A 25091-nucleotide genomic window follows, 5' to 3' on the forward strand; every position below is an offset into this window, starting at 1 on the left:
ACGAGATGGCTACCGCCCGCTGGTACGTGATTCACGTCTATTCCGGCTTCGAGAAGAAGGTCGCCCAGTCCATCCGCGAGCAGGCGGAACAGAAGGGCATGGCCGAGGCTTTCGAGCAGGTTCTGGTGCCGACCGAGGAAGTGGTCGAGGTGCGCCGTGGCGCCAAGGTGAACGCCGAGCGCAAGTTCTTCCCGGGCTATGTCCTGGTGAAGATGGATCTCACCGACGACACCTGGCACCTGGTCAAGAATACACCCAAGGTCACCGGCTTCCTGGGCGGCAAGGGCCGCCCCGTGCCGATCACCGAGCGGGAAGCCGAGCGCATCATCAAGCAGGTGCAGGAAGGCGTCGAGCGCCCCAAGCCCTCCATCACCTTCGAGGTGGGAGAGCAGGTGCGGGTCTCGGACGGCCCCTTCACCTCGTTCAACGGCCTGGTCGAGGAAGTCGACGAGGAGAAGGCCCGCCTCAAGGTGGCGGTGTCGATCTTCGGTCGCTCCACCCCGGTCGAACTGGAATACTCTCAGGTCGAAAAGATCTGAGGGACGTGACCGGAAGCCGCCCCGCCGGACAGGCGCGGGCGGCACCGGTGCTTTTTGTTTTCCGCATCCGGATGTCCGGACGCGGTTTGGAGGGCGGGAGGCGCGCCAACGCCGTACCGCCAACTCTGGTGACAGAGAGAGGATTGTGACATGGCAAAGAAGATCGTGGGCTACGTTAAGCTCCAAGTCCCGGCCGGCAAGGCGAATCCCTCGCCGCCGATCGGTCCCGCGCTGGGTCAGCGCGGCCTGAACATCATGGAATTCTGCAAGGCCTTCAACGCCCAGACTCAGACTCTGGAGCCCGGCATGCCGATTCCGGTGGTGATCACCGCCTATTCCGACCGTACCTTCACCTTCGTGACCAAGACCCCGCCGGTCAGCTACTTCCTGAAGAAGGCCGCCGCGGTGTCCAAGGGCTCGACCACCCCCGGCAAGGGCGGCACGGTCGGCGAAGTGACCATGGCTCAGATCCGTGAGATCGCCGAGAAGAAGATGGCCGATCTCAACGCCAACGACGTCGAGGCCGCGTCCACGATGATCGTCGGTTCCGCCCGTTCCATGGGCCTCAAGGTGGTGGAGTAAGCACATGGCTCGCGAAGGAAAGCGCCTGAAGTCGGCCTATGCCGATATCGACCGCGACAAGTTCTACAGCCTCGCCGATGCGGTGAAGGCCATCAAGACCCGTGCCGTCGCCAAGTTCGACGAGACCATCGAGATCGCGCTGAACCTCGGCGTCGATCCCCGTCACGCCGACCAGATGGTCCGCGGCGTGGTCGAGCTGCCCCACGGCACCGGCAAGACCGTGCGCGTCGCCGTGTTCGCCAAGGGCGACAAGGCCGAGGAGGCCCGCAAGGCCGGCGCCGACATCGTCGGCGAGCAGGATCTGTTCGAGTCCTGCAATGCCGGCAACATGGATTTCGACCGCGTCATCGCCACTCCCGACCTGATGGGTCTGGTGGGCCGTCTCGGTAAGGTGCTGGGCCCGCGCGGCCTGATGCCCAACCCGAAGCTGGGCACCGTGACCGTCAACGTGGCCGAGGCCGTCCGCGCCGCCAAGGCCGGTCAGGTCCAGTTCCGCGTCGAGAAGGCCGGTATCGTTCACGCCGGCATCGGCAAGGCCTCGTTCTCGGAAGAGAAGCTGGCCGAGAACGTCAAGGCGTTCGTCGATGCCATCAACAAGGCGAAGCCCCAGGGCGCCAAGGGCACCTACCTCAAGAAGGTGTCCATCAGCTCGACCATGGGCCCGGGCGTCAAGCTCGACGTCGCCACCCTGGCCTAAGGCCGGGGGACAAAAGGTTTCCCCGACCCGAGAGGGAAGGGGAGAAGGCGGAAGTTCCCTTTAAGGGGACTTCCAACCTGTCCGAGACCGTAGGTGCCCCGTCAAAGGGGCTTGAAGGGGTTCCCCGCCTGCGCAGACAGAGGTCAAAGAACGCTTCCGGTTCCCTTTTCGGGGGGATCGGCACGGCTTGAAGCTTCTGGGACAGGCCACCGGCCTTGCCGGGTGGTTCGCCACCCGACCAGGCCATGGGCAATGGACCGGAACCAGCCGCCATGATGGCGGGGACGTTTCGGCTCTATGTTTGGAGACGAAAGTGGACCGGACACAAAAGACAGAGTGGGTCGGCTCGCTGCAGGGAACGCTCGGAGACGTCGGGCTGGTGGTCGTCACCCATTATTCGGGTCTGACGGTCGCCGAGATGACTGATCTGCGCGGGAAGATGCGTGCGGCTGGCGCCACCTTCAAGGTGACCAAGAATCGTCTCACCAAGCTCGCCCTTGTGGGTACCGAGTTCGAGTCCATCGCCGACCTGTTCGTCGGGCCGACCGCCATCGCCGTTTCGCGCGATCCGGTCGCCGCCGCCAAGGTCGTCGCCGACTACGCCAAGACGAACGACAAGCTCAAGATCCTCGGTGGATCGCTGGGCCCGAATCGTCTGGACGTGGACGGCGTCAAGGCGCTCGCCACGCTGCCGTCGCTCGACGAACTGCGTGCCAAGCTGCTCGGCATGATTTCGACCCCGGCCACCCGTATCGCCGGCGTTCTTCAGGCGCCCGCAGGCCAGTTGGCCCGCGTCCTGAAGGCCAAGGCGGACAAGGACGCCGCGTGAGATTTTTGAACCAATCCCAAGCTTCAAGCTTTTACTAGGAGTGTTTTAAATGGCTGATCTTGCCAAGCTGGTTGACGACCTGTCCGCCCTGACCGTTCTCGAGGCCGCCGAGCTCTCGAAGATGCTGGAAGAGAAGTGGGGCGTTTCCGCCGCCGCTCCGGTGGCCGTCGCCGCCGTTGCCGCCGGTGCCGCTGCCCCGGCTGCCGAAGAGAAGACCGAGTTCGACGTGATCCTCGCCGACGCCGGCGAGAAGAAGATCAACGTCATCAAGGAAGTCCGCGCCATCACCGGCCTGGGCCTGAAGGAAGCCAAGGATCTGGTCGAGGCCGCTCCGAAGCCCGTCAAGGAAGGCGTGGCCAAGGACGAAGCCGAGAAGATCAAGAAGGTTCTGGAAGAGGCCGGCGCCAAGGTGCAGGTCAAGTAAGAACGCCTTCTGGTGTTTATCCAGGGGCCGGGATGCGGGTTTGCCGTATCCCGGCCTTCTGGCGCTTTACCGATCACCCCGTAAGGGTGGTCAAAACCTACCCTACGGGGCAGGGCCCCGCAGGGGGCATCCCGGGTGAACCCGGGCAGGACGAGTTTGTTGGGTTAAACCCCACGAAGAGGACGAGGAGCGGCAATGGCTAAATCCTATACGGGTCGCAAGCGTGTGCGCAAAAGCTTCGGGCGGATCCCCACCGTTGCGCCGATGCCGAACCTGATCGAGGTGCAAAAGAGCTCCTACGATCATTTCCTCCAGATGGACACCGCTCCCGAGCAGCGCGCCAATCTTGGCCTGCAGGAAGTCTTCAAGTCCGTCTTCCCGATCAAGGATTTCTCTGAGCGCGGAACCCTGGAGTTCGTGCGCTATGAGCTGGAGACCCCCAAGTACGACGTGGAGGAGTGCCAGCAGCGCGGCATGACCTTCGCGGCGCCCTTGAAGGTGACGCTCCGCCTGGTGGTGTGGGATATCGACGAGGACACCGGGTCCCGCTCCATCCGCGACATCAAGGAGCAGGACGTCTACATGGGCGACATGCCCCTGATGACGTCCAACGGCACCTTCGTCATCAATGGCACCGAGCGCGTCATCGTCAGCCAGATGCACCGTTCGCCGGGCGTGTTCTTCGACCACGACAAGGGCAAGACCCACTCGTCGGGCAAGTACCTGTTCGCCGCCCGCGTCATTCCCTATCGCGGCTCCTGGCTGGACTTCGAGTTCGACGCCAAGGACCTGGTCTATGTGCGCATCGACCGCCGCCGCAAGCTGCCGGTGACCACGCTGCTGTATGCGCTGGACGGCATGAACACCGCCGCGCTGCGCGCGTCGCGCGCCGCCGAGGGCAAGGGTCTCGAGCAGAGCGAGATCAAGGGCATGACCTCGGAAGAGATCCTGGCCTACTTCTACGGCAAGGTGACCTACACCCGCGGTCCCAAGGGCTGGAAGACTCCGTTCGACGCCGAGCGCCTGAAGGGCGTCAAGCTGGTCTCCGACCTGATCGACGCCAAGACCGGCGAGAAGGTGGCCGACGCCGGCACCAAGATGACGCCGCGCCTGGGCAAGAAGCTCAAGGAAGCCGGCCTGACCGACATCGTGGTCACGCCCGAGGACATGATCGGCCAGTATGTGGCCGAGGACATCATCAACGAGCAGACCGGCGAGATCTTCACCGAGGCCGGTGACGAGCTGACCGCCAATCTGGTGGCCGAGCTGGAGAAGGCGGGCATCAGCGAGCTGCCGGTGCTGGCCATCGACCACATCAATGTCGGCCCGTACATGCGCAACACGCTGGCCATCGACAAGAACTCTTCGCGTGAAGAGGCTCTGATCGACATCTACCGCGTGATGCGTCCTGGCGAGCCCCCGACGCTCGAGACCGCCGAAGCCCTGTTCACCGGCCTGTTCTTCGATTCCGAGCGCTACGACCTGTCGGCTGTGGGCCGCGTCAAGATGAACTCGCGCCTCAACACGCCCGAGGTGTCCGACACCGTGCGCGTGCTGCGCAAGGAAGACATCCTGGGCGTCATCAAGGTGCTGGTGGAACTCAAGGACGGCAAGGGCGAGATCGACGACATCGATCACCTGGGCAACCGTCGCGTCCGCTCGGTGGGCGAGCTGATGGAGAACCAGTACCGCGTCGGCCTGCTGCGCATGGAGCGCGCCATCCGCGAGCGCATGTCCTCGGTGGACATCGACTCGGTGATGCCGCACGACCTGATCAACGCCAAGCCGGCCGCGGCCGCGGTGCGTGAATTCTTCGGCTCCTCGCAGCTGTCGCAGTTCATGGACCAGACCAACCCGCTGTCGGAAATCACCCACAAGCGTCGTCTCTCGGCGCTTGGCCCGGGCGGTCTGACCCGCGAGCGCGCCGGCTTCGAGGTGCGCGACGTGCACCCGACCCATTACGGCCGCATCTGCCCGATCGAGACGCCGGAAGGCCCGAACATCGGTCTGATCAACTCGCTGGCCACCTACGCCCGCGTCAACCAGTACGGCTTCATCGAGGCGCCGTACCGCAAGGTGATCGACGCCAAGGTGACCAACGACGTGGTGTACCTGTCGGCCATGGAAGAGGGCCGCTACACCGTCGCCCAGGCCAATTCGGTGCTGAACCCCGACGGCTCCTTCGCCGAGGATCTGGTGTCGTGCCGTCAGGCGGGCGAATTCGTGATGGTGCCGCCGTCCGAAATCACCATGATCGACGTGTCGCCGAAGCAGCTGGTTTCGGTCGCCGCCGCGCTGATCCCGTTCCTGGAGAACGACGACGCCAACCGCGCCCTGATGGGTTCGAACATGCAGCGTCAGGCCGTTCCGCTGATCCGCGCCGAGGCGCCCCTGGTGGGCACCGGCATGGAGCAGGCGGTGGCCCGTGACTCGGGCGCCGCGATCACCGCCAAGCGGACCGGCATCGTCGATCAGGTGGACGCCACCCGCGTGGTCATTCGCGCCACCGAGGAGACCCAGGCCTCGGCGTCGGGCGTCGACATCTACAACCTGCTGAAGTTCCAGCGTTCCAACCAGAACACCTGCATCACCCAGCGTCCGCTGGTGAAGGTGGGCGATCTGATCAAGAAGGGCGACATCATCGCCGATGGCCCCTCGACCCAGCTGGGCGAGCTGGCGCTGGGCCGCAACGTGCTGGTCGCGTTTATGCCCTGGAACGGCTACAACTTCGAAGACTCGATCCTGATCTCCGAGCGTATCGTCCGTGACGACGTCTTCACCTCGATCCACATTGAGGAATTCGAAGTCATGGCCCGCGATACCAAGCTGGGCCAGGAAGAAATCACCCGCGACATTCCCAACGTGGGCGAAGAGGCTCTGAAGAACCTGGACGAGGCCGGCATCGTTTATATCGGTGCCGAGGTCAAGCCGGGCGACATCCTGGTGGGTAAGGTGACGCCGAAGGGCGAATCGCCGATGACCCCGGAAGAGAAGCTGCTGCGCGCCATCTTCGGCGAAAAGGCCTCCGACGTGCGCGACACGTCGCTGCGCCTGCCGCCGGGTGTGTCGGGCACCATCGTCGAGGTCCGCGTCTTCTCCCGCCGCGGCGTGGAGAAGGACGAGCGCGCGCTCGCCATCGAGCGGGCCGAGATCGAGCGTCTGGCCAAGGACCGCGACGACGAGCGTCACATCCTGGAGCGGTCGTTCTTCGCCCGTCTCAAGGCCCTGCTGCTCGGCAAGAAGGTGGTCTCGGGCCCCAAGGGCATCAAGGCCGGCACCGTTCTGGCCGATGCCAACATGGACGAGCTGCATCCCAGCACCTGGCGCAACATCGCCGTGGACGACGATGCGGTGATGGCCGACAGCGAGGCGCTGAAGCGTGCCTTCGACCAGCAGGTCGACAAGCTGCAGGAGCGTTTCGAGAACAAGGTCGAGAAGCTGCAGCGCGGCGACGAGCTGCCGCCCGGCGTGATGAAGATGGTCAAGGTGTTCGTGGCGGTGAAGCGCAAGCTGCAGCCGGGCGACAAGATGGCCGGCCGTCACGGCAACAAGGGCGTCATCTCGCGCATCGTTCCGCTGGAAGACATGCCGTACCTGGAAGACGGCCAGCAGGTGGACATCGTGCTGAACCCGCTGGGCGTGCCGTCGCGCATGAACGTCGGTCAGATCCTCGAGACCCATCTGGGCTGGGCCTGTGCGGGCCTCGGCCAGCAGATCGGCGGCATGCTCGACAAGTACAAGCGCAACGCCGCGACCATCATTGATCTTAAGGCCAAGTTGAAGGACGTCTACGGCGACGCCATCTACGAGGACGAGATCGCCGGCCTGGGTGACAACGAGATCACCGAGCTGGCTCACAACCTGACCCCGGGCGTGCCGATCGCCACCCCGGTGTTCGACGGCGCGCGCGAAAGCGACATCGTCGACATGCTGACCAAGGCGGGCCGGTCCTCTTCCGGCCAGGTGACCCTGGTCGACGGCCGCACCGGCGAGCCGTTCGACCGTAAGGTGACGGTGGGCTACATCTATATGCTGAAGCTGCACCACCTGGTGGACGACAAGATCCACGCCCGCTCCATCGGCCCGTACTCGCTGGTCACCCAGCAGCCGCTGGGCGGCAAGGCCCAGTTCGGTGGTCAGCGCTTCGGTGAAATGGAAGTGTGGGCGCTGGAAGCTTACGGCGCCGCCTACACGCTGCAGGAAATGCTGACGGTCAAGTCGGACGACGTTTCCGGCCGCACCAAGGTCTACGAGGCCATCGTGCGCGGCGACGACACCTTCGAGGCCGGTATCCCCGAGTCGTTCAACGTGCTGGTCAAGGAGCTCCGCTCGCTGGGCCTGAACGTCGAACTGACCCAGCGGAACTACTAAGCATTATCGACCCGGCGCGGGGGGAGAACACCTCCCCCCGCCGCACCTAAAGGTCACACGGGAGTTCATCGATGAACGAACTTATGAAGATCTTCGGCCAGGTCAGCGGCACCCAGTCGTTCGACCAGATCCGCATCTCCATCGCCTCGCCGGAGCGCATCCGCTCCTGGTCGTACGGTGAGATCAAGAAGCCGGAGACCATCAACTACCGCACCTTCAAGCCGGAGCGCGACGGCCTGTTCTGCGCCCGCATCTTCGGGCCGATCAAGGACTACGAGTGCCTGTGCGGCAAGTACAAGCGCATGAAGTATCGCGGCATCATCTGCGAGAAGTGCGGCGTGGAAGTCACCCTGGCCAAGGTCCGGCGCGAGCGCATGGGCCATATCGAGCTGGCCTCTCCCGTGGCGCACATCTGGTTCCTGAAGTCGCTGCCCAGCCGTATCGGTCTGCTGTGCGACATGACCCTGAAGGACCTGGAGCGCATCCTCTACTTCGAGAACTACGTGGTGGTCGAGCCCGGCCTCACGCCCTTGAAGATCCGCGAGCTGCTGACCGAAGAGCAGTACATGCGCGCCGTTGACGAGTACGGCGAGGACGCCTTCACCGCCAAGATCGGCGCCGAGGCCATCCGCGACATGCTGTCGGTCATCGATCTCGATTCCGAGAAGGCCCAGCTGAAGGTCGACCTCAAGGAGACCACGTCGGAGGCCAAGCGCAAGAAGCTGGTCAAGCGCATGAAGCTGGTCGAGGCCTTCCTCGAATCCGGCTCGCGTCCCGAATGGATGATCCTGGAAGTGATTCCGGTCATTCCGCCGGAGCTGCGTCCGCTGGTTCCCCTGGACGGCGGCCGTTTCGCCACCTCGGACCTGAACGACCTGTATCGTCGCGTCATCAACCGCAACAACCGTCTGAAGCGCCTGATCGAGCTGCGCGCCCCCGAGATCATCGTGCGCAACGAGAAGCGCATGTTGCAGGAGGCGGTGGACGCCCTGTTCGACAACGGCCGTCGCGGCCGCGCCATCACGGGGGCCAACAAGCGTCCGCTGAAGTCGCTGTCCGACATGCTGAAGGGCAAGCAGGGCCGCTTCCGTCAGAACCTGCTGGGTAAGCGCGTCGACTACTCGGGCCGTTCGGTCATCGTGGTGGGTCCTGAGCTCAAGCTGCACCAGTGCGGCCTGCCCAAGAAGATGGCGCTGGAGCTGTTCAAGCCCTTCGTCTACTCGAAGCTCGAACTCTACGGCATGGCCACCACCATCAAGGCCGCCAAGCGCATGGTGGAAAAGGAGCGTCCCGAGGTGTGGGACATCCTGGAAGAGGTCATCCGCGAGCATCCCGTGATGCTGAACCGCGCGCCGACGCTGCACCGCCTGGGCATCCAGGCCTTCGAGCCGGTCCTCATCGAGGGTAAGGCCATCCAGCTGCACCCGCTGGTCTGCACCGCCTTCAACGCCGACTTCGACGGCGACCAGATGGCCGTCCACGTGCCGCTCTCGCTGGAAGCCCAGCTGGAAGCCCGCGTGCTGATGATGTCCACCAACAACATCCTGTCGCCCGCCAACGGCAAGCCGATCATCGTGCCGTCGCAGGATATCGTGCTGGGCATCTATTACATCACCATGGAACGGGACGAGGTTCCCGGCCAGGTGCTGAAGATCCGGTCCATGGACGAGTTGAAGGGCGCCATCGCCAACAATTCCGTCCTGTTCTACTGCCCGACCGATCCCAATTCCAAGATCGACGTCAAGGACCTGGACGGCCTGCTGGACCGTCTGGCGCGCCGTGAGGTCACCGCGCACCGCCGCGTCAACGTGTCGTCCAAGGACGCGCTGGAAGCCGGCCTGAAGGGCGGTCATCTGCGCCTGTTCAACGTCGAGAAGCCCGGCGTGCCGCTGGTCTTCGCCGACGTCAACGACGCCGAGAAGGCCATCAAGGACGGCAAGGCCATCCTGTTCAAGGTGCCGGTCTTCGTGAACATGGCCGAGATCGAGGAAGCGCTGACCGAAAAGACGATCACGCTTCACACCAAGATCCGCGCCCGCTTCGACACCGTGGATTCCGAAGGCACCCCGGTGACCCAGATCGTGGACACCACGCCGGGCCGCATGATGCTGTCGGTGATCCTGCCCAAGAACAAGAACGTGCCGTTCTCCTTGATCAACCGCCTGTTGACCAAGAAGGAAATCCAGAACGTCATCGACGTGGTCTACCGCCATTGCGGTCAGAAAGAGACGGTGATCTTCGCCGACCGCGTCATGGGCCTGGGCTATTCCAACGCCTTCAAGGCGGGCATCTCCTTCGGCAAGGATGACCTGGTCATTCCGCCGGAGAAAGAAACCCTGGTCGGCGAGACCGAGGAAAAGGCCAAGGAATACGAGCAGCAGTACCAGGACGGCCTGATCACCCAGGGCGAGAAGTACAACAAGGTGGTCGACGCCTGGTCCAAGTGCACCGACGACGTCGCCGACGCCATGATGAAGCAGATCTCGTCGCTGAAGCCCGGCAAGCCCATCAACTCCATCTACATGATGGCTCACTCGGGCGCTCGTGGTTCCGCTGCCCAGATGAAGCAGCTGGCCGGCATGCGCGGCCTGATGGCCAAGCCCTCGGGCGAAATCATCGAGACGCCGATCATCTCGAACTTCAAGGAAGGCCTCACCGTGCTGGAGTACTTCAACTCCACCCACGGCGCCCGTAAGGGTCTGGCCGACACCGCGCTGAAGACCGCCAACTCGGGTTACCTGACCCGTCGTCTGGTGGACGTGGCCCAGGACGCGATCATCTGCGAAGAGGATTGCGGCACCACCAACGGTCTGACCGTGTCGCCGGTGATCGAGGGCGGCGAGGTCATCGCCTCGCTGGCCGAGCGCATCCTCGGCCGCTCGGCGGCGCGCGACATCGTCAACCCGCTGAACGGCGAGGTCATCGTGCCGGCCGGCGCCATGATCCAGGAGACCGAGGTCGAGCTGATCGACGCCGCCGGGATCGAGACCGTGGTGATCCGTTCGGTGCTGACCTGCGACTCGGAAGAGGGCGTGTGCGGCACCTGCTACGGCCGCGATCTGGCGCGGGGCACCCGCGTCAACGTCGGCGAGGCCGTGGGCGTCATCGCCGCCCAGTCCATCGGCGAGCCCGGCACCCAGCTGACCATGCGTACCTTCCATATCGGCGGCGCGGCCCAGCGCGGTGCGGAGCAGTCGTCCATCGAGGCGACCTTCGACGGCACCGTCCAGGTCATCAACCGCAACGTGGTGGTCAACTCGTCGGGCGCTCATATCGTCATGAGCCGCAATTGCGAAGTGGCCCTGCTCGACATCAACAACCGCGAGCGTGCCCGTCACCGCGTCCCCTACGGCGCCAAGCTGCTGGTGGACGAGGCCCAGAAGGTCACCAAGGGTACCAAGCTGGCCGAGTGGGACCCCTACACCCTGCCGATCATCACCGAGCGTGCGGGTGTGGCCCACTACGTCGACCTGACCGAAGGCCTGTCCATGCGCGAGGTGGTCGACGAGGCCACCGGCATCGCCAGCAAGGTGGTGGTCGACTGGAAGCAGCAGCCCAGGGGCGCCGAGCTCCGCCCGCGCGTCACGCTGCGTGACGAGAAGGGCGAGGAGCTGCTGCTGGCCAACGGCCTGGAAGCCCGCTACTTCATGAGCGTGGACGCCATCCTGTCGGTGGAGAACGGCACCAAGGTCAACGCCGGCGACGTGCTGGCGCGCATTCCGCGTGAATCGTCCAAGACCCGCGACATCACCGGCGGTCTGCCGCGTGTGGCGGAGCTGTTCGAAGCGCGTAAGCCCAAGGACCACGCCATCATCTCCGATTGCGACGGCCGCGTGGAATTCGGCAAGGACTACAAGTCCAAGCGCCGCATCCTGGTGGTCCCGGAAGACGGCGACGCCATCGAGTACCTGATCCCCAAGGGCAAGCACATCTCGGTGCAGGAAGGCGACTACGTCCGCCGCGGCGACCCGCTGATGGACGGCAATCCCGTGCCGCACGACATCCTGAAGGTCCTGGGCGTGGAAGCCCTGGCCCAGTATCTCATCAACGAGATTCAGGAGGTCTACCGGCTGCAGGGCGTGAAGATCAACGACAAGCACATCGAGGTGATCGTTCGCCAGATGCTGCAGAAGGTCGAGATCACCGATCCCGGCGACACCACCCTTCTGGTGGGCGAGCAGGTCGACCGCGTCGAGTTCGACATCGAGAACGCCAAGGCGATCAAGGAAGCCGGCCGTCCCGCTTCGGGCACCCCGGTTCTCCAGGGCATCACCAAGGCCTCGTTGCAGACCCACTCCTTCATCTCGGCGGCCTCCTTCCAGGAGACCACCCGCGTGCTCACCGAAGCGGCCGTGTCCGGCAAGGTGGACTCGCTCCAGGGCCTGAAGGAGAACGTCATCGTCGGCCGTCTGATCCCCGCCGGTACCGGCGCGGTGATGAACCGCCTGCGCGCCATTGCCGCCAAGCGCGACAAGGACATGCAGGTGGAAGGCGAGGGCGAGGTTCCGGCCATTCCGCCGGCGGCCGAAGGTTCCGCTCCCGAGGCCCCGCCCGCCGAGTAGCCTTCTCGTCGGTTGCTGAAAAGACCCATCCCCGCTTCCCGCAAGGAGGCGGGGATGACTTTTTTTAACGAATCGAAATAGGGTGAAGACCTTAAGCCGTCGAGGCGCTATCATTTTCCCTTAAATCCCGGGGCGCCAATCCCGGGTGGAGCATCAAGGGAGAAGCCATGAGCTCGCGGTGGGTCTGGACGCTGGCGATTCTGGTCGCCATGGGCGGCGTGTCGCCGGCCCGTGCCGCCTGCGTGGCGCGCCCTTCCTCGACTACCGAACTGGCTCAATGCTCCACCGCCGCCACCGCGGGCGACATCGTCGCCGCCCGGCTGCTCGGCGACGTGATGGGCGACCCGACCCAGCGCCATTATGACCCGGCCGCCGCCCTGTCGTGGTGGGAGCAGGCCGCCGCCGGCGGCGACGGACAGGCCCTGCGGCGGCTGTTCGACGCCCATTGGTACGGGCGCGGCACGCCCAAGGATCCGGCCAAGGCCCGGACCTATCTGGCCAAGGCGGTGGCGGGTGGGGCTGCCTGGGCCCGCCTGGTCCGCGCCGTGCTGGCTGAGACGGAGGAGCCGGCCCTGGCGGCCGACCTCTATAACGGTCTGGCGGCGGAGGGCAATTGCCTGGCCCAGTTGCGTCTGGCCCACGGCCACGATCGCGGCGGCTGGGTGGAGAAGAATCGCTCCCAGGCCCTCTATTGGGCCACCGTCGCCGGTCTGGCCGGCCGTTCCGAGCAGTCGCCCGACGACCATCCGCTGTTCGACGCACGCTTCCATTACCGCGACTGCACCTCCGAGGCCTATTTCCTGCGCGGAGACCTGGCCCGCAATCTGGCCGCCGACCTGCGCGCCCAGGTGGAGGAGGCCGCCGCCGCCTGGCGGCCGGGACGGATTCCGGACCGCCAGGGACCCGTGGACGCGCCGGCCGCCGTCGGCGTCAGCCCGGCCGGTTTCGGCTCGGCGGCGGCGTCGCGCATTCCCGAGTGGCGGCCGCTGCCCGGTACCCTGCAGCGGCCGGCGGGCCGCTCGCGCCTGGGGGCCGAGGAGGTCTTCGCCACCGTCGGCCGCTCGGTCTACGTGGTGGTGGCCGCCCGCACCGAGGAGGAGTTGAAGGCGCGCAAGGGCCGCTTCGGTTCGGCGGTGGCCATGGACGAACGCACCGTGGTGACCAATTGCCATGTCATCGATGAAATGTCCGTGATCCTGCTGCGCCAGGGAAATCAGACCCTGCGGGCCACGCCGTCGGGGGGCGACCCGGCCTCCGACCGCTGCCAGATGACCGTGTCGCCGGGACGGCTTTCCGCCGCGCCGGGCATCCGGGCCTGGGACGATCTGCGGGTGGGCGAGACCGTCTATTCCATCGGCTCGCCCAAGGGCCTGGAGGCGACCCTGGGGCAGGGGTTGATCTCCGGATTGCGGCAGGTCAAGGCGACCCGCTACGTCCAGACCTCGGCGCCCATCTCGCAGGGCTCGTCAGGGGGCGGCCTGTTCGACTCGTCGGGCAATCTGGTGGGCATCACCACCTTCCACATCCGCGACGCCGACGGCCTGAACTTCGCCATCGCGGCCGAGGATTTCTTCCGGTGAAGACGCGGCGCGTCGGGCGGGACGGCTCGTTCATCCCCCTGGGCCTGGGGCCGGTGGGCATCGGCATTCCCCGATGGCTGCCGCTGGTGTTGCTTTATTTCGCCGTCGTCTTCGGGCTGGCCTGGGCGTCGAGCCCGCCCTGGCCCATGGCCGCCACGATGGCCGCCGCCCTCGGTCCCGGCGTGATCGGACTGGTGGATTTGGGCCTGCGGCTGCGCACCACCCATTACCAATGGGTCAATTCCGCCGGAGTCCAACTGGTGGGGGAAGCCTCGATCCTCGACCGGCTGACCTTCCGGGAATGCGGCTGGTATTTGCCCATCGTCAACCTGCCGCTTCCGCTTTGGCTGATCGGAATGGGATTGTCGGCCGCCTTCAGTCATTCCTGGCGGGTGTTTTAGCCGCCTGCCTAAACGTCTCCGCCCGCCTTGATGGATTCGACGATGTCGCGCAGCGATACCGTCTGCGGCCGGCTGGCGCCGGTGGGGGCGGGGGGGATGGCGGTGGGGAAGAAGGGGCTGTCGGGCTGCAGCGCGCTGGCGAAATCCGAAGGCGACACGGTCCGCACCGCCGCCTGGGTGACCGGCGCCACCGCCTGCACCACCTGGGTGAGAGCGGTCTCGGTGGGAGTGGAGGCGGGCGGGGATTCGGGCCGCGCCACGGGACGCAGCGCCGCCAGCTGCGGATTGCCGGATTCGATGGCCGGTTCGTGGGCGGCATCGGCGTCGTCGCCCAGCGCGGTCTTGAAGCGGGCCTGCACACTCTTATAAAGGCCAGCCACGGTGCGCGCCTTGTTGAACACCTCGGGGTTGGCGCGGGCGGCGTCGGGCAGCAGGTGGCGGGCCGAGTGCCTGGGATTGTCCTCCATGCCCTCGATCACCCGGGCTGCTCCGGACGCCCCCAGGAAATGGGCGAGGTAGAGGTCCGACGCTGTGGCCTCGCGCCCCAGGCGCTTCTCCAGCGTCTTGGCGTTGTCCTTGGCGAACTCGGCGGCCATCAGCGACGACAACTTGGGATCCTTGCGCAAATCCAGGATGGCCTTCTTCATGGCCTTGTCGGGCACGTCCAGACGCCCGTCGGCGCCCTTGACGATGGACTCGGCGGCGTCTTCCAGCCCGTGCTTGGCGCCGTGGCGCTTGACCATGTCCAGCCAGGTGCCGGCGGTGAACTGGAACAGCCCCGACGCCGAGGACTTGGTGTTGCGGGCATGGGGGTCGAGGCCGCTTTCCTGGGTGGCCTGGGCGAGGAGATAGCCGAACGACACGCCGGTGCTGTCGGCGGCCTCCTTGATGCCCGACATCACGCGCCCCGACCGGCTGGGCGTCTCGATGGATATGGAGCCGGTGATGTCGGAGTTCGGGGTTTGCATGGCGAACCTCGGAAGACGGAACCATCCTCACCATAGCATGGAAAGGTTACCAAGATTCGACTCGCCGCGATTGAATCTCATTAGCCTCTCGGGCGCCGGGCGCGTGCCGTAAAGCACGCTCGGCTTTAGCCGCATAAGCGGCGCGGCGCCTTGCGCCTGGCCCGGCCCCGATGCGTCGGGACCGGGCGGAGATCTTCCCGACTCTTTCGCTTGACGGGGGGCAGGCGGATAAATAGGATGCGCGCTTCTCGGGGGACCGGCATCCGTCCGCCTGGACGGTTTTCGTTGTCCCGAGGCTTGCGAAACACTGATGACAACGCCGAACAGGTCGGCGACCGAACCGCAAGAAAACCCCGGCGGGGAACTGCCGGCGGGTTTTCTTCTGGTTTTCGTCAAGGGACCTGTGTGAAGGGAAAGTGACTGAATGCCCACGATCAATCAATTGATCCGTAAGCCGCGCCAGCCCGTGGCGGCGCGCAACAAGGTCCCCGCCATGGAGGCCTGCCCGCAGAAGCGCGGCGTTTGCACTCGCGTGTACACGACCACTCCGAAGAAGCCGAACTCGGCGCTTCGTAAGGTCGCCCGCGTGCGCCTGACCAACGGTTTCGAGGTTACCTCGTACATTCCGGGCGAAGGTCACAACCTTCAGGAACACTCGGTGGTGATGATCCGCGGCGGTCGTGTGAAGGACTTGCCGGGTGTCCGCTACCACATCATCCGCGGCACGCTCGATACCCAGGGCGTCAAGGATCGCCGTCAGCGTCGTTCGAAGTACGGCGCGAAGCGTCCGAAGTAAGGAGTTCATCAGATGTCTCGTCGTCACGCCGCTGAAAAGCGCGAAATCACCCCCGACGCCAAGTTTCACGACTATGTCGTCGCCAAGTTCATGAACTGCCTGATGCTCGACGGCAAGAAGTCCGCCGCCGAAGCCATCGTCTATGGCGCCCTCGACAAGATCCAGGCCAAGACCGGCCAGGACCCGCTGAAGGTGTTCCACGAGGCTCTCGACAACGTCAAGCCCGCCCTGGAAGTGCGTTCCCGCCGCGTCGGCGGCGCCACCTACCAGGTGCCCGTCGAAGTGCGTTCCGATCGCCGTCAGGCCCTGGCCATCCGCTGGCTGATCGATTACTCGCGCAAGCGTTCCGAGACCACCATGATCGACCGCCTGTCCGGTGAGCTCCTGGACGCCGCCAACAACCGTGGCGCCGCCGTCAAGAAGCGCGAAGACACCCACCGTATGGCGGAGGCCAACAAGGCCTTCTCGCATTACCGCTGGTAGGAGACCGGATCCATCATGGCTCGTACCACGCCTCTCGATAAGTATCGCAACATCGGCATCATGGCCCACATCGATGCCGGTAAGACGACCACCACCGAACGCATCCTCTACTACACCGGCAAGTCCTATAAGATTGGCGAAGTGCACGAAGGCACCGCCACCATGGACTGGATGGAGCAGGAGCAGGAGCGCGGCATCACCATCACCTCGGCCGCGACCACCGCGTTCTGGCGTGATCACCGCGTCAACATCATCGACACCCCCGGCCACGTGGACTTCACCATCGAGGTGGAGCGTTCGCTCCGCGTGCTCGACGGCGCCGTGACCGTGTTCGACTCGGTGGCGGGCGTCGAGCCCCAGTCCGAGACCGTGTGGCGTCAGGCCGACAAGTACGGCGTGCCGCGCATTTGCTTCGTCAACAAGATGGACCGCATCGGCGCCAACTTCTATCGCTGCGTCGATATGATCGTTGACCGCCTGGGCGCCCGTCCGCTGGTCATGCACCTGCCCATCGGCGAAGAGAGCAACTACGTCGGCATCGTCGACCTGCTGCGCAACGTCGCGGTGATCTGGAAGGACGAAAGCCTGGGCGCCGAGTTCTCCGACCAGCCGATTCCCGCCGACCTCGTCGAGAAGGCCGCCGAATACCGCGCCCAGCTCATCGAGACCGCGGTGGAGATGGACGACGCGGCCATGGAGCAGTACCTGGGCGGCGAAGAGCCCTCCATGGACGTGCTGAAGGCCTGCATCCGCAAGGGCACCATCTCGCGCACCTTCGTGCCGGTGCTGTGCGGCTCGGCGTTCAAGAACAAGGGCGTGCAGCCCCTGCTCGACGCCGTCATCGACTACCTGCCGGCCCCGGTCGACATTCCCGCCATCAAGGGCGTGAAGTACGGCACCGAGGACGAGATCGCCAAGCACTCCACCGACGACGAGCCCTTCGCCGGTCTGGCGTTCAAGATCATGAACGACCCCTTCGTGGGTTCGCTGACCTTCGTGCGCGTCTATTCGGGCGTCGTGGACTCGGGCAGCTACATCCAGAACACCGTGAAGGACAAGCGCGAGCGCGTCGGCCGTATGCTGCTGATGCACGCCAACTCGCGTGAGGAAATCAAGGAAGCCCGCGCCGGCGACATCGTCGCCTTCGCCGGTCTGAAGGACACCACCACCGGTGACACCCTGTGCGATCCGACCCCCAGTTCGCTGGTGGTGCTCGAGCGCATGGAGTTCCCCGAGCCCGTCATCGAAGTCGCCGTGGAGCCCAAGTCCAAGGCCGACCAGGAGAAGATGGGCATCGCCCTGGCTCGTCTGGCCGCCGAGGATCCCTCGTTCCGCGTCACCTCCGATGCCGAATCCGGCCAGACCGTGATCAAGGGCATGGGCGAACTGCATCTAGAAATCCTCGTGGACCGCATGAAGCGCGAGTTCAAGGTGGAAGCCAATGTGGGCGCTCCGCAGGTGGCCTACCGCGAGACCATCTCCAAGGTCTACGAGGTCGACTACACCCACAAGAAGCAGACCGGTGGCTCGGGCCAGTTCGCCCGCGTCAAGATCAAGTTCGAGCCCGCCGAGAAGGGCGCCGGTTACGTCTTCGAGAACAAGGTCATCGGCGGTTCGGTGCCCAAGGAATACGTCCCCGGCGTGGACAAGGGCATCCGCTCGGCCATGGATAACGGCGTCATCGCCGGCTTCCCGCTGATCGACTTCAAGGCCACCCTGACCGACGGTGCCTACCACGACGTCGACTCGTCGGTTCTCGCCTTCGAAATCGCCTCGCGCGCCGCCTTCCGTGAGGGCATCGCTAAGGCCGGTCCGAAGCTGCTCGAGCCGATGATGAAGGTCGAGGTCGTCACCCCCGAGGATTACCTGGGTGACGTGATCGGCGATCTGAACAGCCGTCGCGGCCAGGTCAACGACATGGACCAGCGCGGCAACGCCCGCGTGATCACCGCCATGGTGCCGCTGGCCAACATGTTCGGCTACGTGAACACCCTGCGTTCCATGTCCCAGGGCCGGGCGCAGTACAGCATGACATTCGACCACTATTCGGAAGTGCCCCAGAACGTGTCGGACGAGATCCGCGCGAAGCTGGCCGGCTAATTCGACACCTATCGAGGACGGAGTAAGATACGATGGCTAAGGCTAAATTCGAGCGTAACAAGCCTCACTGCAACATCGGGACCATCGGTCACGTTGACCATGGCAAGACCTCGCTGACCGCGGCGATCACCAAGATCCTGGCCGAGACCGGCGGCGCCACCTTCACCGCCTACGACCAGATCGACAAGGCGCCGGAAGAGAAGGCCCGTGGCATCACCATCTCGACCGCCCACGTCGAGTACGAGACCAGCAACCGCCACTACGCCCACGTGGACTGCCCCGGCCACGCCGACTATGTGAAGAACATGATCACCGGCGCGGCGCAGATGGACGGCGCCATCCTGGTGGTGTCGGCCGCCGACGGCCCCATGCCCCAGACCCGCGAGCACATCCTGCTGGCCCGTCAGGTCGGCGTGCCCGCCCTGGTGGTGTTCATGAACAAGTGCGACATGGTCGACGATCCCGAGCTGCTGGATCTGGTCGAGCTGGAAGTGCGCGAGCTGCTGAGCTCGTATGACTTCCCCGGCGACGACATTCCGATCGTCAAGGGCTCGGCGCTGTGCGCCCTGGAAGACAAGCAGCCGGAGATCGGCCGCGACGCCATCCTGAAGCTGATGGCCGAAGTCGACGCCTACATCCCGCAGCCGGAGCGTCCCAAGGACAAGCCGTTCCTGATGCCGATCGAAGACGTGTTCTCGATCTCGGGCCGCGGCACCGTGGTGACCGGCCGCGTCGAGCGTGGCGTGGTGAAGGTTGGCGAGGAAGTCGAGATCGTCGGCATCAAGGCGACCGTCAAGACCACCTGCACCGGCGTGGAAATGTTCCGCAAGCTGCTCGATCAGGGTGAGGCCGGCGACAACATCGGCGCCCTGCTGCGCGGCACCAAGCGCGAGGACGTGGAGCGCGGCCAGGTTCTGGCGGCTCCGGGTTCCATCACGCCCCACACCAAGTTCGAGGCCGAGGCCTACGTTCTGACCAAGGAAGAGGGCGGCCGTCACACTCCGTTCTTCACCAACTATCGTCCGCAGTTCTACTTCCGCACCACTGACGTCACCGGCGTCGTCGAGCTGCCGGAAGGCACCGAGATGGTGATGCCGGGCGACAACGTGAAGATGCACGTGACCCTGATCGCCCCGATCGCCATGGACCAGGGCCTGCGCTTCGCCATCCGCGAAGGCGGCCGTACCGTCGGCGCCGGCGTGGTTGCCAAGATCGTCGAGTAGTTTTCTGCTCGATCGCTTGAACAGCGGCCCCGGAGGGAAACCTCCGGGGCCGTTTGTTTTTAAAATTCCGTGTCGCGCCGCCGCCGAGCGGGCAACAATAAAGGCGGGTGCGAGGCACCCGCCTGTTCGGCAGCCGGATTAAGGTGAGAGGCCTTATACCAGATCCCAGTGATCGCAACCGATCACTGGGATCGCCCTCATTCGGCGGGCGGGCCCTTGCCTCCCGCCGCATAAGCGGCGCGGCCCTTCGGGCCTAACCAAATCCCGATGAGTTCGGCTCATCGGGATTTGGTATTACGCGGTCTGCGTCATGCGGCTGTGGATGCGATTGAGGGTGTAGGAGAACTTAGGAAAGTGGGGCAGCAGCTGCTCGGCGATCCGCGCCGCCCGCGCCGCGTCACCTTGGCCACTCAGCCGAATGCTCTGAAGAATTTCGGTCAGGTGCTTCCAGTTCAGAATCTTCTGCTGCGCGGTCATCTTTTCCTCCCTTTTTGGAGCTTTTCCATAAAGAGAGATTAGAGCAATTCGCGATCACACTGGTTCATATCCGGCAGCCTTGAAGAAATTTCGGCACTCTTGAGGTTCGTAGAGATCGCAGATTCGGCCGATGGCGTCCCATAGGTCCTGAATGGTCCTGGCAGCCGTTTTTCTGAGGTGTGCCTTGAGCTTCGAGAAGGCCATTTCGATGGGATTGAGGTCGGGGGAATACGGCGGCAAGAACAGCATGAAGGCACCACGATCTTGGATGATCCGTTCTGCCCGAGGACTTTTGTGAGCTGAGAGATTGTCGAGGATCACGACGTCGCCCGGCTCCAGGGTTGGGGCCAGTTGGGTCTCGATATAGGCCTCGAACATCTTCCGGTTCATCGGGCAATTGATGACAAAGGGCGCCACCAAGCCATCATGACGCAGCCCGGCGATGAATGTTTCCGTCTTCCAATGTCCGAAGGGCACAGCGGCTTTCAACCGCGCCCCTTTGGGTGAGCGGCCCCGCAGACGGGTCATTTTGGTATTGGTTCCGGTCTCGTCGAGGAACACCAGGCGATGGGCCTGACGCCGCATCAGCGGTTGGCGGCCTTTAATCCACTCCTCGCGCAGCAACCGGACGTCCGGCCTCATCTGCTCGGACGCGACCAAAGTTTTTTTTATAGGTCAGCCCCTGTGCCCGGAGAAACCGGGCAAGGTTGGAAAGATGGATTTGAACGCCCCGCTCGGCCAGTTCTTTGGTTAAATCGGCCAGCGAGATATCCGGAACCTGCTTAACACGCAGCAGCACATAGGCCCGATGGTCGCCCAATTTACTGCGCCGATCACCGCCTTGCCGCTTTGGCGCCACCGTCCCACTCGACAGATATTGCGCCACATAGCGTACCGCCGAGCTCACCGAGATATTGAAGACACTGGCCGCCTGTCGGCGCGAATGGCCAGCCAGAACATATCGCGCAACACGGTCGCGCAGATCTACGGATAAAGGTCGAGTCATCGTGGGCCACCTCCACAGGAAGTGAATCACGATTAGCCGCGCCTGTGAATCCCCTGCGATTCCGTTAGATCGCGAACCGCTCTAGAGCAAGGGAAGCGCGGAAACATTGGAGAATAGGGTTATACTTCGTAGGGCGATGCGCTGACTCCAGATCAGAAATAACCCCTACGCCCCACGCCTGGACTGCGGACAACCCCTTCTCTCCAAGTATAATGCCAGGCCATGCCCTGGATATGGGGTGTGTACCGTACCGGCGGACGGTTTCGAGAATATGGGGCCGGCTGGCGCCCCGGTCTGGGCGGGGGAGGGGGAGACGCGGCCTTCCCGCCGGGGGCCCTTTTCCGGCGGCCCCTTTCCAGCGGGATGATCCCCGCCGACGGGGCATGCGGAGATCGGGTGAGATTCTTTGATGAGTCTTGTTGCCAAGCCCCATGAGTCTCTGTATAAGGCTGCCTTCGGCTTCGGCCTCATTCCGTAAGAGCGGCTTCGCCACAGGCGTTGCGGCTAACTGCGGGAGGCTCTTTGAATTGACTGTTTTCACCGATCGGCGCTCCGATGGGGCGCCGATCCGATTTGACGGATGACTTGAACATGGAAAGCCAAAACATCCGCATCCGCCTCAAGGCGTTTGATCATCGCGTGCTGGACCAGTCCACCCGCGAGATCGTCAACACCGCCAAGAGGACCGGGGCGCAGGTGCGCGGTCCGATCCCGCTGCCCAGCCGGATTGAGAAGTTCACCGTGAACCGTAGCCCGCACATCGACAAGAAGTCGCGCGAGCAGTTCGAAATTCGGACTCACAAGCGGCTTCTGGATATCGTCGACCCGACCCCGCAGACCGTGGACGCGCTGATGAAGCTCGACCTGGCCGCTGGCGTCGACGTCGAGATCAAGCTCTAAGGAACCTAACAATGCGCTCTGGTCTCATCGCCCAGAAGGTCGGCATGACGAGGATCTTCACCGAGGACGGCACCCACGTGCCCGTCACCGTGCTGAAGGTCGACACCTGCCAGGTGGTCTCGACCCGCTCTGTGGAAAAGGACGGCTATGTTGCCGTTCAGCTTGGTGCCGGTACCGCCAAGGTGAAGAATGTGAGCAAGCCTGCTCGCGCCAACTTCGCCAAGGCCAAGGTCGAGCCCAAGAAGAAGCTGGTGGAGTTCCGCGTGACCGCCGAGAACCTTCTCGAGGTCGGCACCGAACTCTCCGCCGCCCATTTCATCCCCGGTCAGTACGTGGATGTGACTGCTAACACCATCGGCAAGGGCTTTGCCGGCGGTATGAAGCGCTGGAACTTCCGTGGCCTCGAGGCCACGCACGGTGTTTCGGTGTCGCATCGCTCCCACGGCTCCACCGGCCAGCGCCAGGACCCCGGCAAGGTGTTCAAGGGCAAGAAGATGGCCGGTCACATGGGCGATGAGCAGGTGACTACTCAGAACCTCACCGTGGTGTCCACCGACGCCGATCGCGGCCTGATCCTGGTCAAGGGTTCGGTTCCCGGTCACGAGGGGTCCTGGGTGCTCGTCCGCGACGCGGTGAAGCGCAAGCTGCCTGATGGCGTGCCGTTCCCGGCCGGCGTCAAGGCCGCGGCCTCGGCCGAGTAAAGGATCAAGGCGATGAAGACGAACGTAATCAGCCTGGACAACCAGACCGTCGGCGAAATCGAACTGGCCGACGAGATCTTCGCCGTGCCGGTGCGTGGGGACATCCTGTTCCGCGCCGTCAACTGGCAGCTGGCCAAGCGCCAGTCCGGGAACCACAAGACCAAGACCATCAGCGAGATCTCCGGCACCACCAAGAAGCCCTTCGCTCAGAAGGGTGGCGGTCGTGCCCGTCAGGGTTCGCTGCGTTCCGCGCAGTTCCGCGGCGGTTCGACCATTTTCGGCCCGGTTGTGCGCTCCCACGCCCACGACCTGCCCAAGAAGGTCCGCAAGCTGGCGCTGAAGACTGCCCTGTCGGCCAAGGTGGCCGATGGCAAGCTGATCGTGGTGGACGCGGCCTCGGCCGGCTCGCCCAAGACCAAGGACCTGGCCGCTCGCCTGTCGAAGCTGGGCCTGAGCTCGGTGTTGTTCATCGACGGCGCTGCCGTGGACGGCAACTTCGCTCTGGCCAGCCGCAACATCCCCTATGTGGATGTGCTGCCGACCCAGGGCGCCAACGTCTACGACATTCTGCGCCGTGAAACCCTGGTCCTGACCAAGGACGCGGTCGCCGCCCTGGAGGCTCGCCTGAAATGAGCAAGCTCGTCATCAGCAAGGAGCGGATGTACGACGTCGTCCGCGCCCCCGTGATCACCGAAAAGGCGACCATGGGCTCCGAGTTCCGCCAGGTCACCTTCAAGGTGCCGCTGGACGCGACCAAGCCGGAGATCAAGGCCGCTGTCGAGGGTATTTTCGGGGTGAAGGTCACCGCCGTGAACACCCTGATCGCCAAGGGCAAGGTCAAGCGCTTCCGCGGCCGTCCCGGCGTGCGTTCCGACGTCAAGAAGGCGGTCGTGACGCTGGCCGAGGGCCACTCCATCGACGTGACCACGGGAGTCTGACACCATGGCACTGAAGACTTTCAAGCCCACGACTCCGGGCCGTCGCCAGCTGGTCCTGGTTGATCGCTCCGAACTGTGGAAGGGCAAGCCCGAGAAGGGCCTGACCGAAGGCCTGCGCTCCAAGGGCGGCCGCAACAACACCGGTCGGGTCACCGTCCGGTGGCGTGGCGGCGGGCACAAGCGCCGGTACCGCATCATCGACTTCAAGCGCAACAAGTTCGACGTTGCCGCGACTGTCGAGCGTCTCGAGTACGATCCCAACCGTACCGCCTTCATCGCGCTGGTCAGCTATGCCGACGGCGAGAAGGCCTACATCATCGCCCCGCAGCGTCTCGCTGTCGGCGACCAGGTGATCGCCTCCGAGAAGGCCGACATCAAGCCCGGCAACGCCATGCCGCTGAAGAACATCCCCGTGGGCACCGTGGTGCACAACGTGGAGCTCAAGGTGGGCAAGGGTGGTCAGCTGGCTCGTTCGGCCGGCACCTACGTCCAGCTGGTGGGCAAGGATCAGGGCTACGCCCAGCTCCGCCTGGCCTCGGGCGAGCTGCGCATGGTTCGCGGTGAGTGCATGGCTACCATCGGTGCCGTGTCCAACCCCGACCAGCAGAACGTGTCGCTCGGCAAGGCCGGTCGTGCCGTGTGGATGGGCCGTCGCCCCTCCGTCCGCGGTGTCGCCATGAACCCGATCGACCACCCGCACGGCGGCGGCGAAGGCCGTACCTCGGGCGGCCGTCATCCGGTCACCCCGTGGGGCAAGCCCACCAAGGGCAAGAAGACTCGCAGCAACAAGAAGACGGACCGGCTCATCATGCGCCGCCGTCAGACTCAGTAGGAGGGGCTGAAAAATGGCTCGTTCCGTTTGGAAAGGCCCCTTCCTCGACGGCTACATGCTGGGAAAGGCCGACAAGGCCCGCGCCAGCGGCCGCAACGAGGTCATCAAGATCTGGTCGCGTCGTTCGACCATCCTGCCGCAGTTCGTCGGTCTGACCTTTGGCGTCTACAACGGCCAGAAGTTCATTCCGGTGCTGGTGACCGAGAACATGATCGGACACAAGTTCGGTGAGTTCTCGCCCACCCGCACGTTCTACGGCCACGCGGTCGACAAGAAGGCGAAGAGGAAGTAAGCCATGGGCAAGAAACCCGCAGACAGGGTCCTGGCGGAGACCGAGGCCAAGGCTTTCCTGGCCACCATCCGCACCAGCCCGCGCAAGCTCAACCTGGTTGCCGAAAGCATCCGTGGTCTCAAGGCCGACGTGGCGCTGAACGCCCTGACCTTCTCGAAGCGGCGCATCGCCGTCATCGTGCGGTCGGTGCTGCAGTCCGCCATCGCCAACGCCGAGAACAACCACCAGCTCGACGTCGATCGTCTCTATGTCGCCGAAGCCCACGTGGGCAAGGCCATGGTGATGAAGCGTTGGAAGGCGCGCGCCCGTGGCCGCGTCGGCCGGATCGAGAAGCCGTTCAGCAATCTGACCGTCATCGTGCGCGAACGCGCCGAAGCGGCGGGGGAGTAA

General features: G+C 64.5%; 23 protein-coding genes. 20 read left to right on the top strand and 3 right to left on the bottom strand.

The annotated features are described in order from the left end of the window. Window positions 1–5 precede the first annotated feature (5 nt). The 9 genes from nusG (at window position 6) to XM1_RS09750 (ending at window position 13985) form a co-directional block, all read left to right on the top strand. Complete coding sequence (gene nusG, locus XM1_RS09710; RefSeq protein WP_068433044.1) at window positions 6–539, top strand: transcription termination/antitermination protein NusG; 534 nt, start codon at window positions 6–8, stop codon at window positions 537–539. A gap of 150 nt (window positions 540–689) precedes the next feature. Beyond that, a complete protein-coding gene (gene rplK / locus XM1_RS09715) occupies window positions 690–1121 on the top strand; it encodes a 50S ribosomal protein L11 (RefSeq protein ID WP_068433046.1) in 432 nt (143 codons plus the stop codon). A gap of 4 nt (window positions 1122–1125) precedes the next feature. Further along, complete coding sequence (rplA, locus tag XM1_RS09720) at window positions 1126–1818, top strand: 50S ribosomal protein L1 (protein ID WP_068433048.1); 693 nt, start codon at window positions 1126–1128, stop codon at window positions 1816–1818. 313 nt (window positions 1819–2131) lie between these two features. Further along, a complete protein-coding gene (rplJ, locus tag XM1_RS09725) occupies window positions 2132–2647 on the top strand; it encodes a 50S ribosomal protein L10 (protein ID WP_068433049.1) in 516 nt (171 codons plus the stop codon). 49 nt (window positions 2648–2696) lie between these two features. Continuing rightward, window positions 2697–3071 (top strand): 50S ribosomal protein L7/L12, encoded by a 375-nt coding sequence (rplL, locus tag XM1_RS09730; protein WP_068433052.1) that lies wholly within the window; start codon window positions 2697–2699, stop codon window positions 3069–3071. Window positions 3072–3266: 195 nt separating this feature from the next. Then, window positions 3267–7442, top strand: coding sequence for a DNA-directed RNA polymerase subunit beta (gene rpoB, locus XM1_RS09735; protein WP_068433058.1), 4176 nt, complete (start codon window positions 3267–3269; stop codon window positions 7440–7442). Between the two features lie 71 nt (window positions 7443–7513). After that, window positions 7514–12004, top strand: coding sequence for a DNA-directed RNA polymerase subunit beta' (locus XM1_RS09740; protein ID WP_068433061.1), 4491 nt, complete (start codon window positions 7514–7516; stop codon window positions 12002–12004). A 167-nt stretch (window positions 12005–12171) separates the two neighbouring features. Continuing rightward, a complete protein-coding gene (locus XM1_RS09745) occupies window positions 12172–13584 on the top strand; it encodes a trypsin-like peptidase domain-containing protein (protein ID WP_231920762.1) in 1413 nt (470 codons plus the stop codon). Then, the gene (locus XM1_RS09750) at window positions 13581–13985 is read left to right on the top strand and encodes a hypothetical protein (RefSeq protein WP_068433063.1); all 405 of its coding nucleotides are present in this window, start codon (window positions 13581–13583) and stop codon (window positions 13983–13985) included. Before XM1_RS09745 ends, XM1_RS09750 begins: the two co-directional genes overlap by 4 nt. Before the next feature lie 8 nt (window positions 13986–13993). On the opposite strand, the gene XM1_RS09755 is transcribed toward XM1_RS09750, so the two are convergent. Next, window positions 13994–14953 (bottom strand): transglycosylase SLT domain-containing protein, encoded by a 960-nt coding sequence (locus XM1_RS09755; RefSeq protein ID WP_068433065.1) that lies wholly within the window; start codon window positions 14951–14953, stop codon window positions 13994–13996. Between the two features lie 424 nt (window positions 14954–15377). Here XM1_RS09755 and rpsL point away from each other — a divergent pair, with 424 nt between their 5' ends. The 4 genes from rpsL to tuf are packed head-to-tail and all read left to right on the top strand — an operon-like array spanning window position 15378 to window position 19555. Beyond that, entirely contained in the window at window positions 15378–15749 is a 372-nt protein-coding gene (gene rpsL, locus XM1_RS09760; protein WP_008620996.1) for a 30S ribosomal protein S12, read from the top strand. 12 nt (window positions 15750–15761) lie between these two features. After that, on the top strand, window positions 15762–16232 hold the full coding sequence (rpsG, locus tag XM1_RS09765) for a 30S ribosomal protein S7 (protein ID WP_011385501.1): 471 nt from the start codon (window positions 15762–15764) through the stop codon (window positions 16230–16232). A gap of 15 nt (window positions 16233–16247) precedes the next feature. Beyond that, window positions 16248–18332: an elongation factor G gene (gene fusA / locus XM1_RS09770; protein WP_068433066.1), complete on the top strand. Its 2085-nt coding sequence runs from the start codon at window positions 16248–16250 to the stop codon at window positions 18330–18332. 32 nt (window positions 18333–18364) lie between these two features. After that, on the top strand, window positions 18365–19555 hold the full coding sequence (tuf, locus tag XM1_RS09775; RefSeq protein ID WP_068433039.1) for an elongation factor Tu: 1191 nt from the start codon (window positions 18365–18367) through the stop codon (window positions 19553–19555). A gap of 294 nt (window positions 19556–19849) precedes the next feature. Here the strand turns inward: tuf and XM1_RS09780 are convergent, their stop codons facing one another. Further along, window positions 19850–20032, bottom strand: a complete 183-nt coding sequence (locus XM1_RS09780; protein ID WP_068433068.1) for a hypothetical protein — start codon at window positions 20030–20032, stop codon at window positions 19850–19852. 54 nt (window positions 20033–20086) lie between these two features. After that, window positions 20087–21038, bottom strand: a protein-coding gene (locus XM1_RS23180; RefSeq protein WP_156428594.1) for an IS630 family transposase whose coding sequence is annotated in 2 segments (ribosomal slippage) — window positions 20087–20702 and window positions 20701–21038 — 954 coding nt in all. Because the reading frame shifts where the segments join, the coding sequence is not laid out codon by codon here. A gap of 591 nt (window positions 21039–21629) precedes the next feature. Here XM1_RS23180 and rpsJ point away from each other — a divergent pair. From rpsJ to rplV, 7 genes are read left to right on the top strand one after another with little or no spacing between them, the layout of a single operon-like run. Continuing rightward, entirely contained in the window at window positions 21630–21938 is a 309-nt protein-coding gene (rpsJ, locus tag XM1_RS09790; RefSeq protein ID WP_002725423.1) for a 30S ribosomal protein S10, read from the top strand. Between the two features lie 11 nt (window positions 21939–21949). Next, window positions 21950–22639, top strand: coding sequence for a 50S ribosomal protein L3 (rplC, locus tag XM1_RS09795; protein WP_068433070.1), 690 nt, complete (start codon window positions 21950–21952; stop codon window positions 22637–22639). Between the two features lie 12 nt (window positions 22640–22651). Continuing rightward, entirely contained in the window at window positions 22652–23272 is a 621-nt protein-coding gene (rplD, locus tag XM1_RS09800) for a 50S ribosomal protein L4 (RefSeq protein ID WP_068433072.1), read from the top strand. After that, complete coding sequence (locus tag XM1_RS09805; RefSeq protein ID WP_008615455.1) at window positions 23269–23577, top strand: 50S ribosomal protein L23; 309 nt, start codon at window positions 23269–23271, stop codon at window positions 23575–23577. Before rplD ends, XM1_RS09805 begins: the two co-directional genes overlap by 4 nt. 4 nt (window positions 23578–23581) lie before the next feature. After that, a complete protein-coding gene (rplB, locus tag XM1_RS09810) occupies window positions 23582–24409 on the top strand; it encodes a 50S ribosomal protein L2 (RefSeq protein WP_068433075.1) in 828 nt (275 codons plus the stop codon). A gap of 13 nt (window positions 24410–24422) precedes the next feature. Beyond that, entirely contained in the window at window positions 24423–24701 is a 279-nt protein-coding gene (gene rpsS, locus XM1_RS09815) for a 30S ribosomal protein S19 (protein WP_008615453.1), read from the top strand. A 3-nt stretch (window positions 24702–24704) separates the two neighbouring features. Then, on the top strand, window positions 24705–25091 hold the full coding sequence (rplV, locus tag XM1_RS09820) for a 50S ribosomal protein L22 (protein ID WP_008615452.1): 387 nt from the start codon (window positions 24705–24707) through the stop codon (window positions 25089–25091).

It is taken from the genome of Magnetospirillum sp. XM-1 (assembly GCF_001511835.1).
Taxonomy (GTDB): domain Bacteria; phylum Pseudomonadota; class Alphaproteobacteria; order Rhodospirillales; family Magnetospirillaceae; genus Phaeospirillum.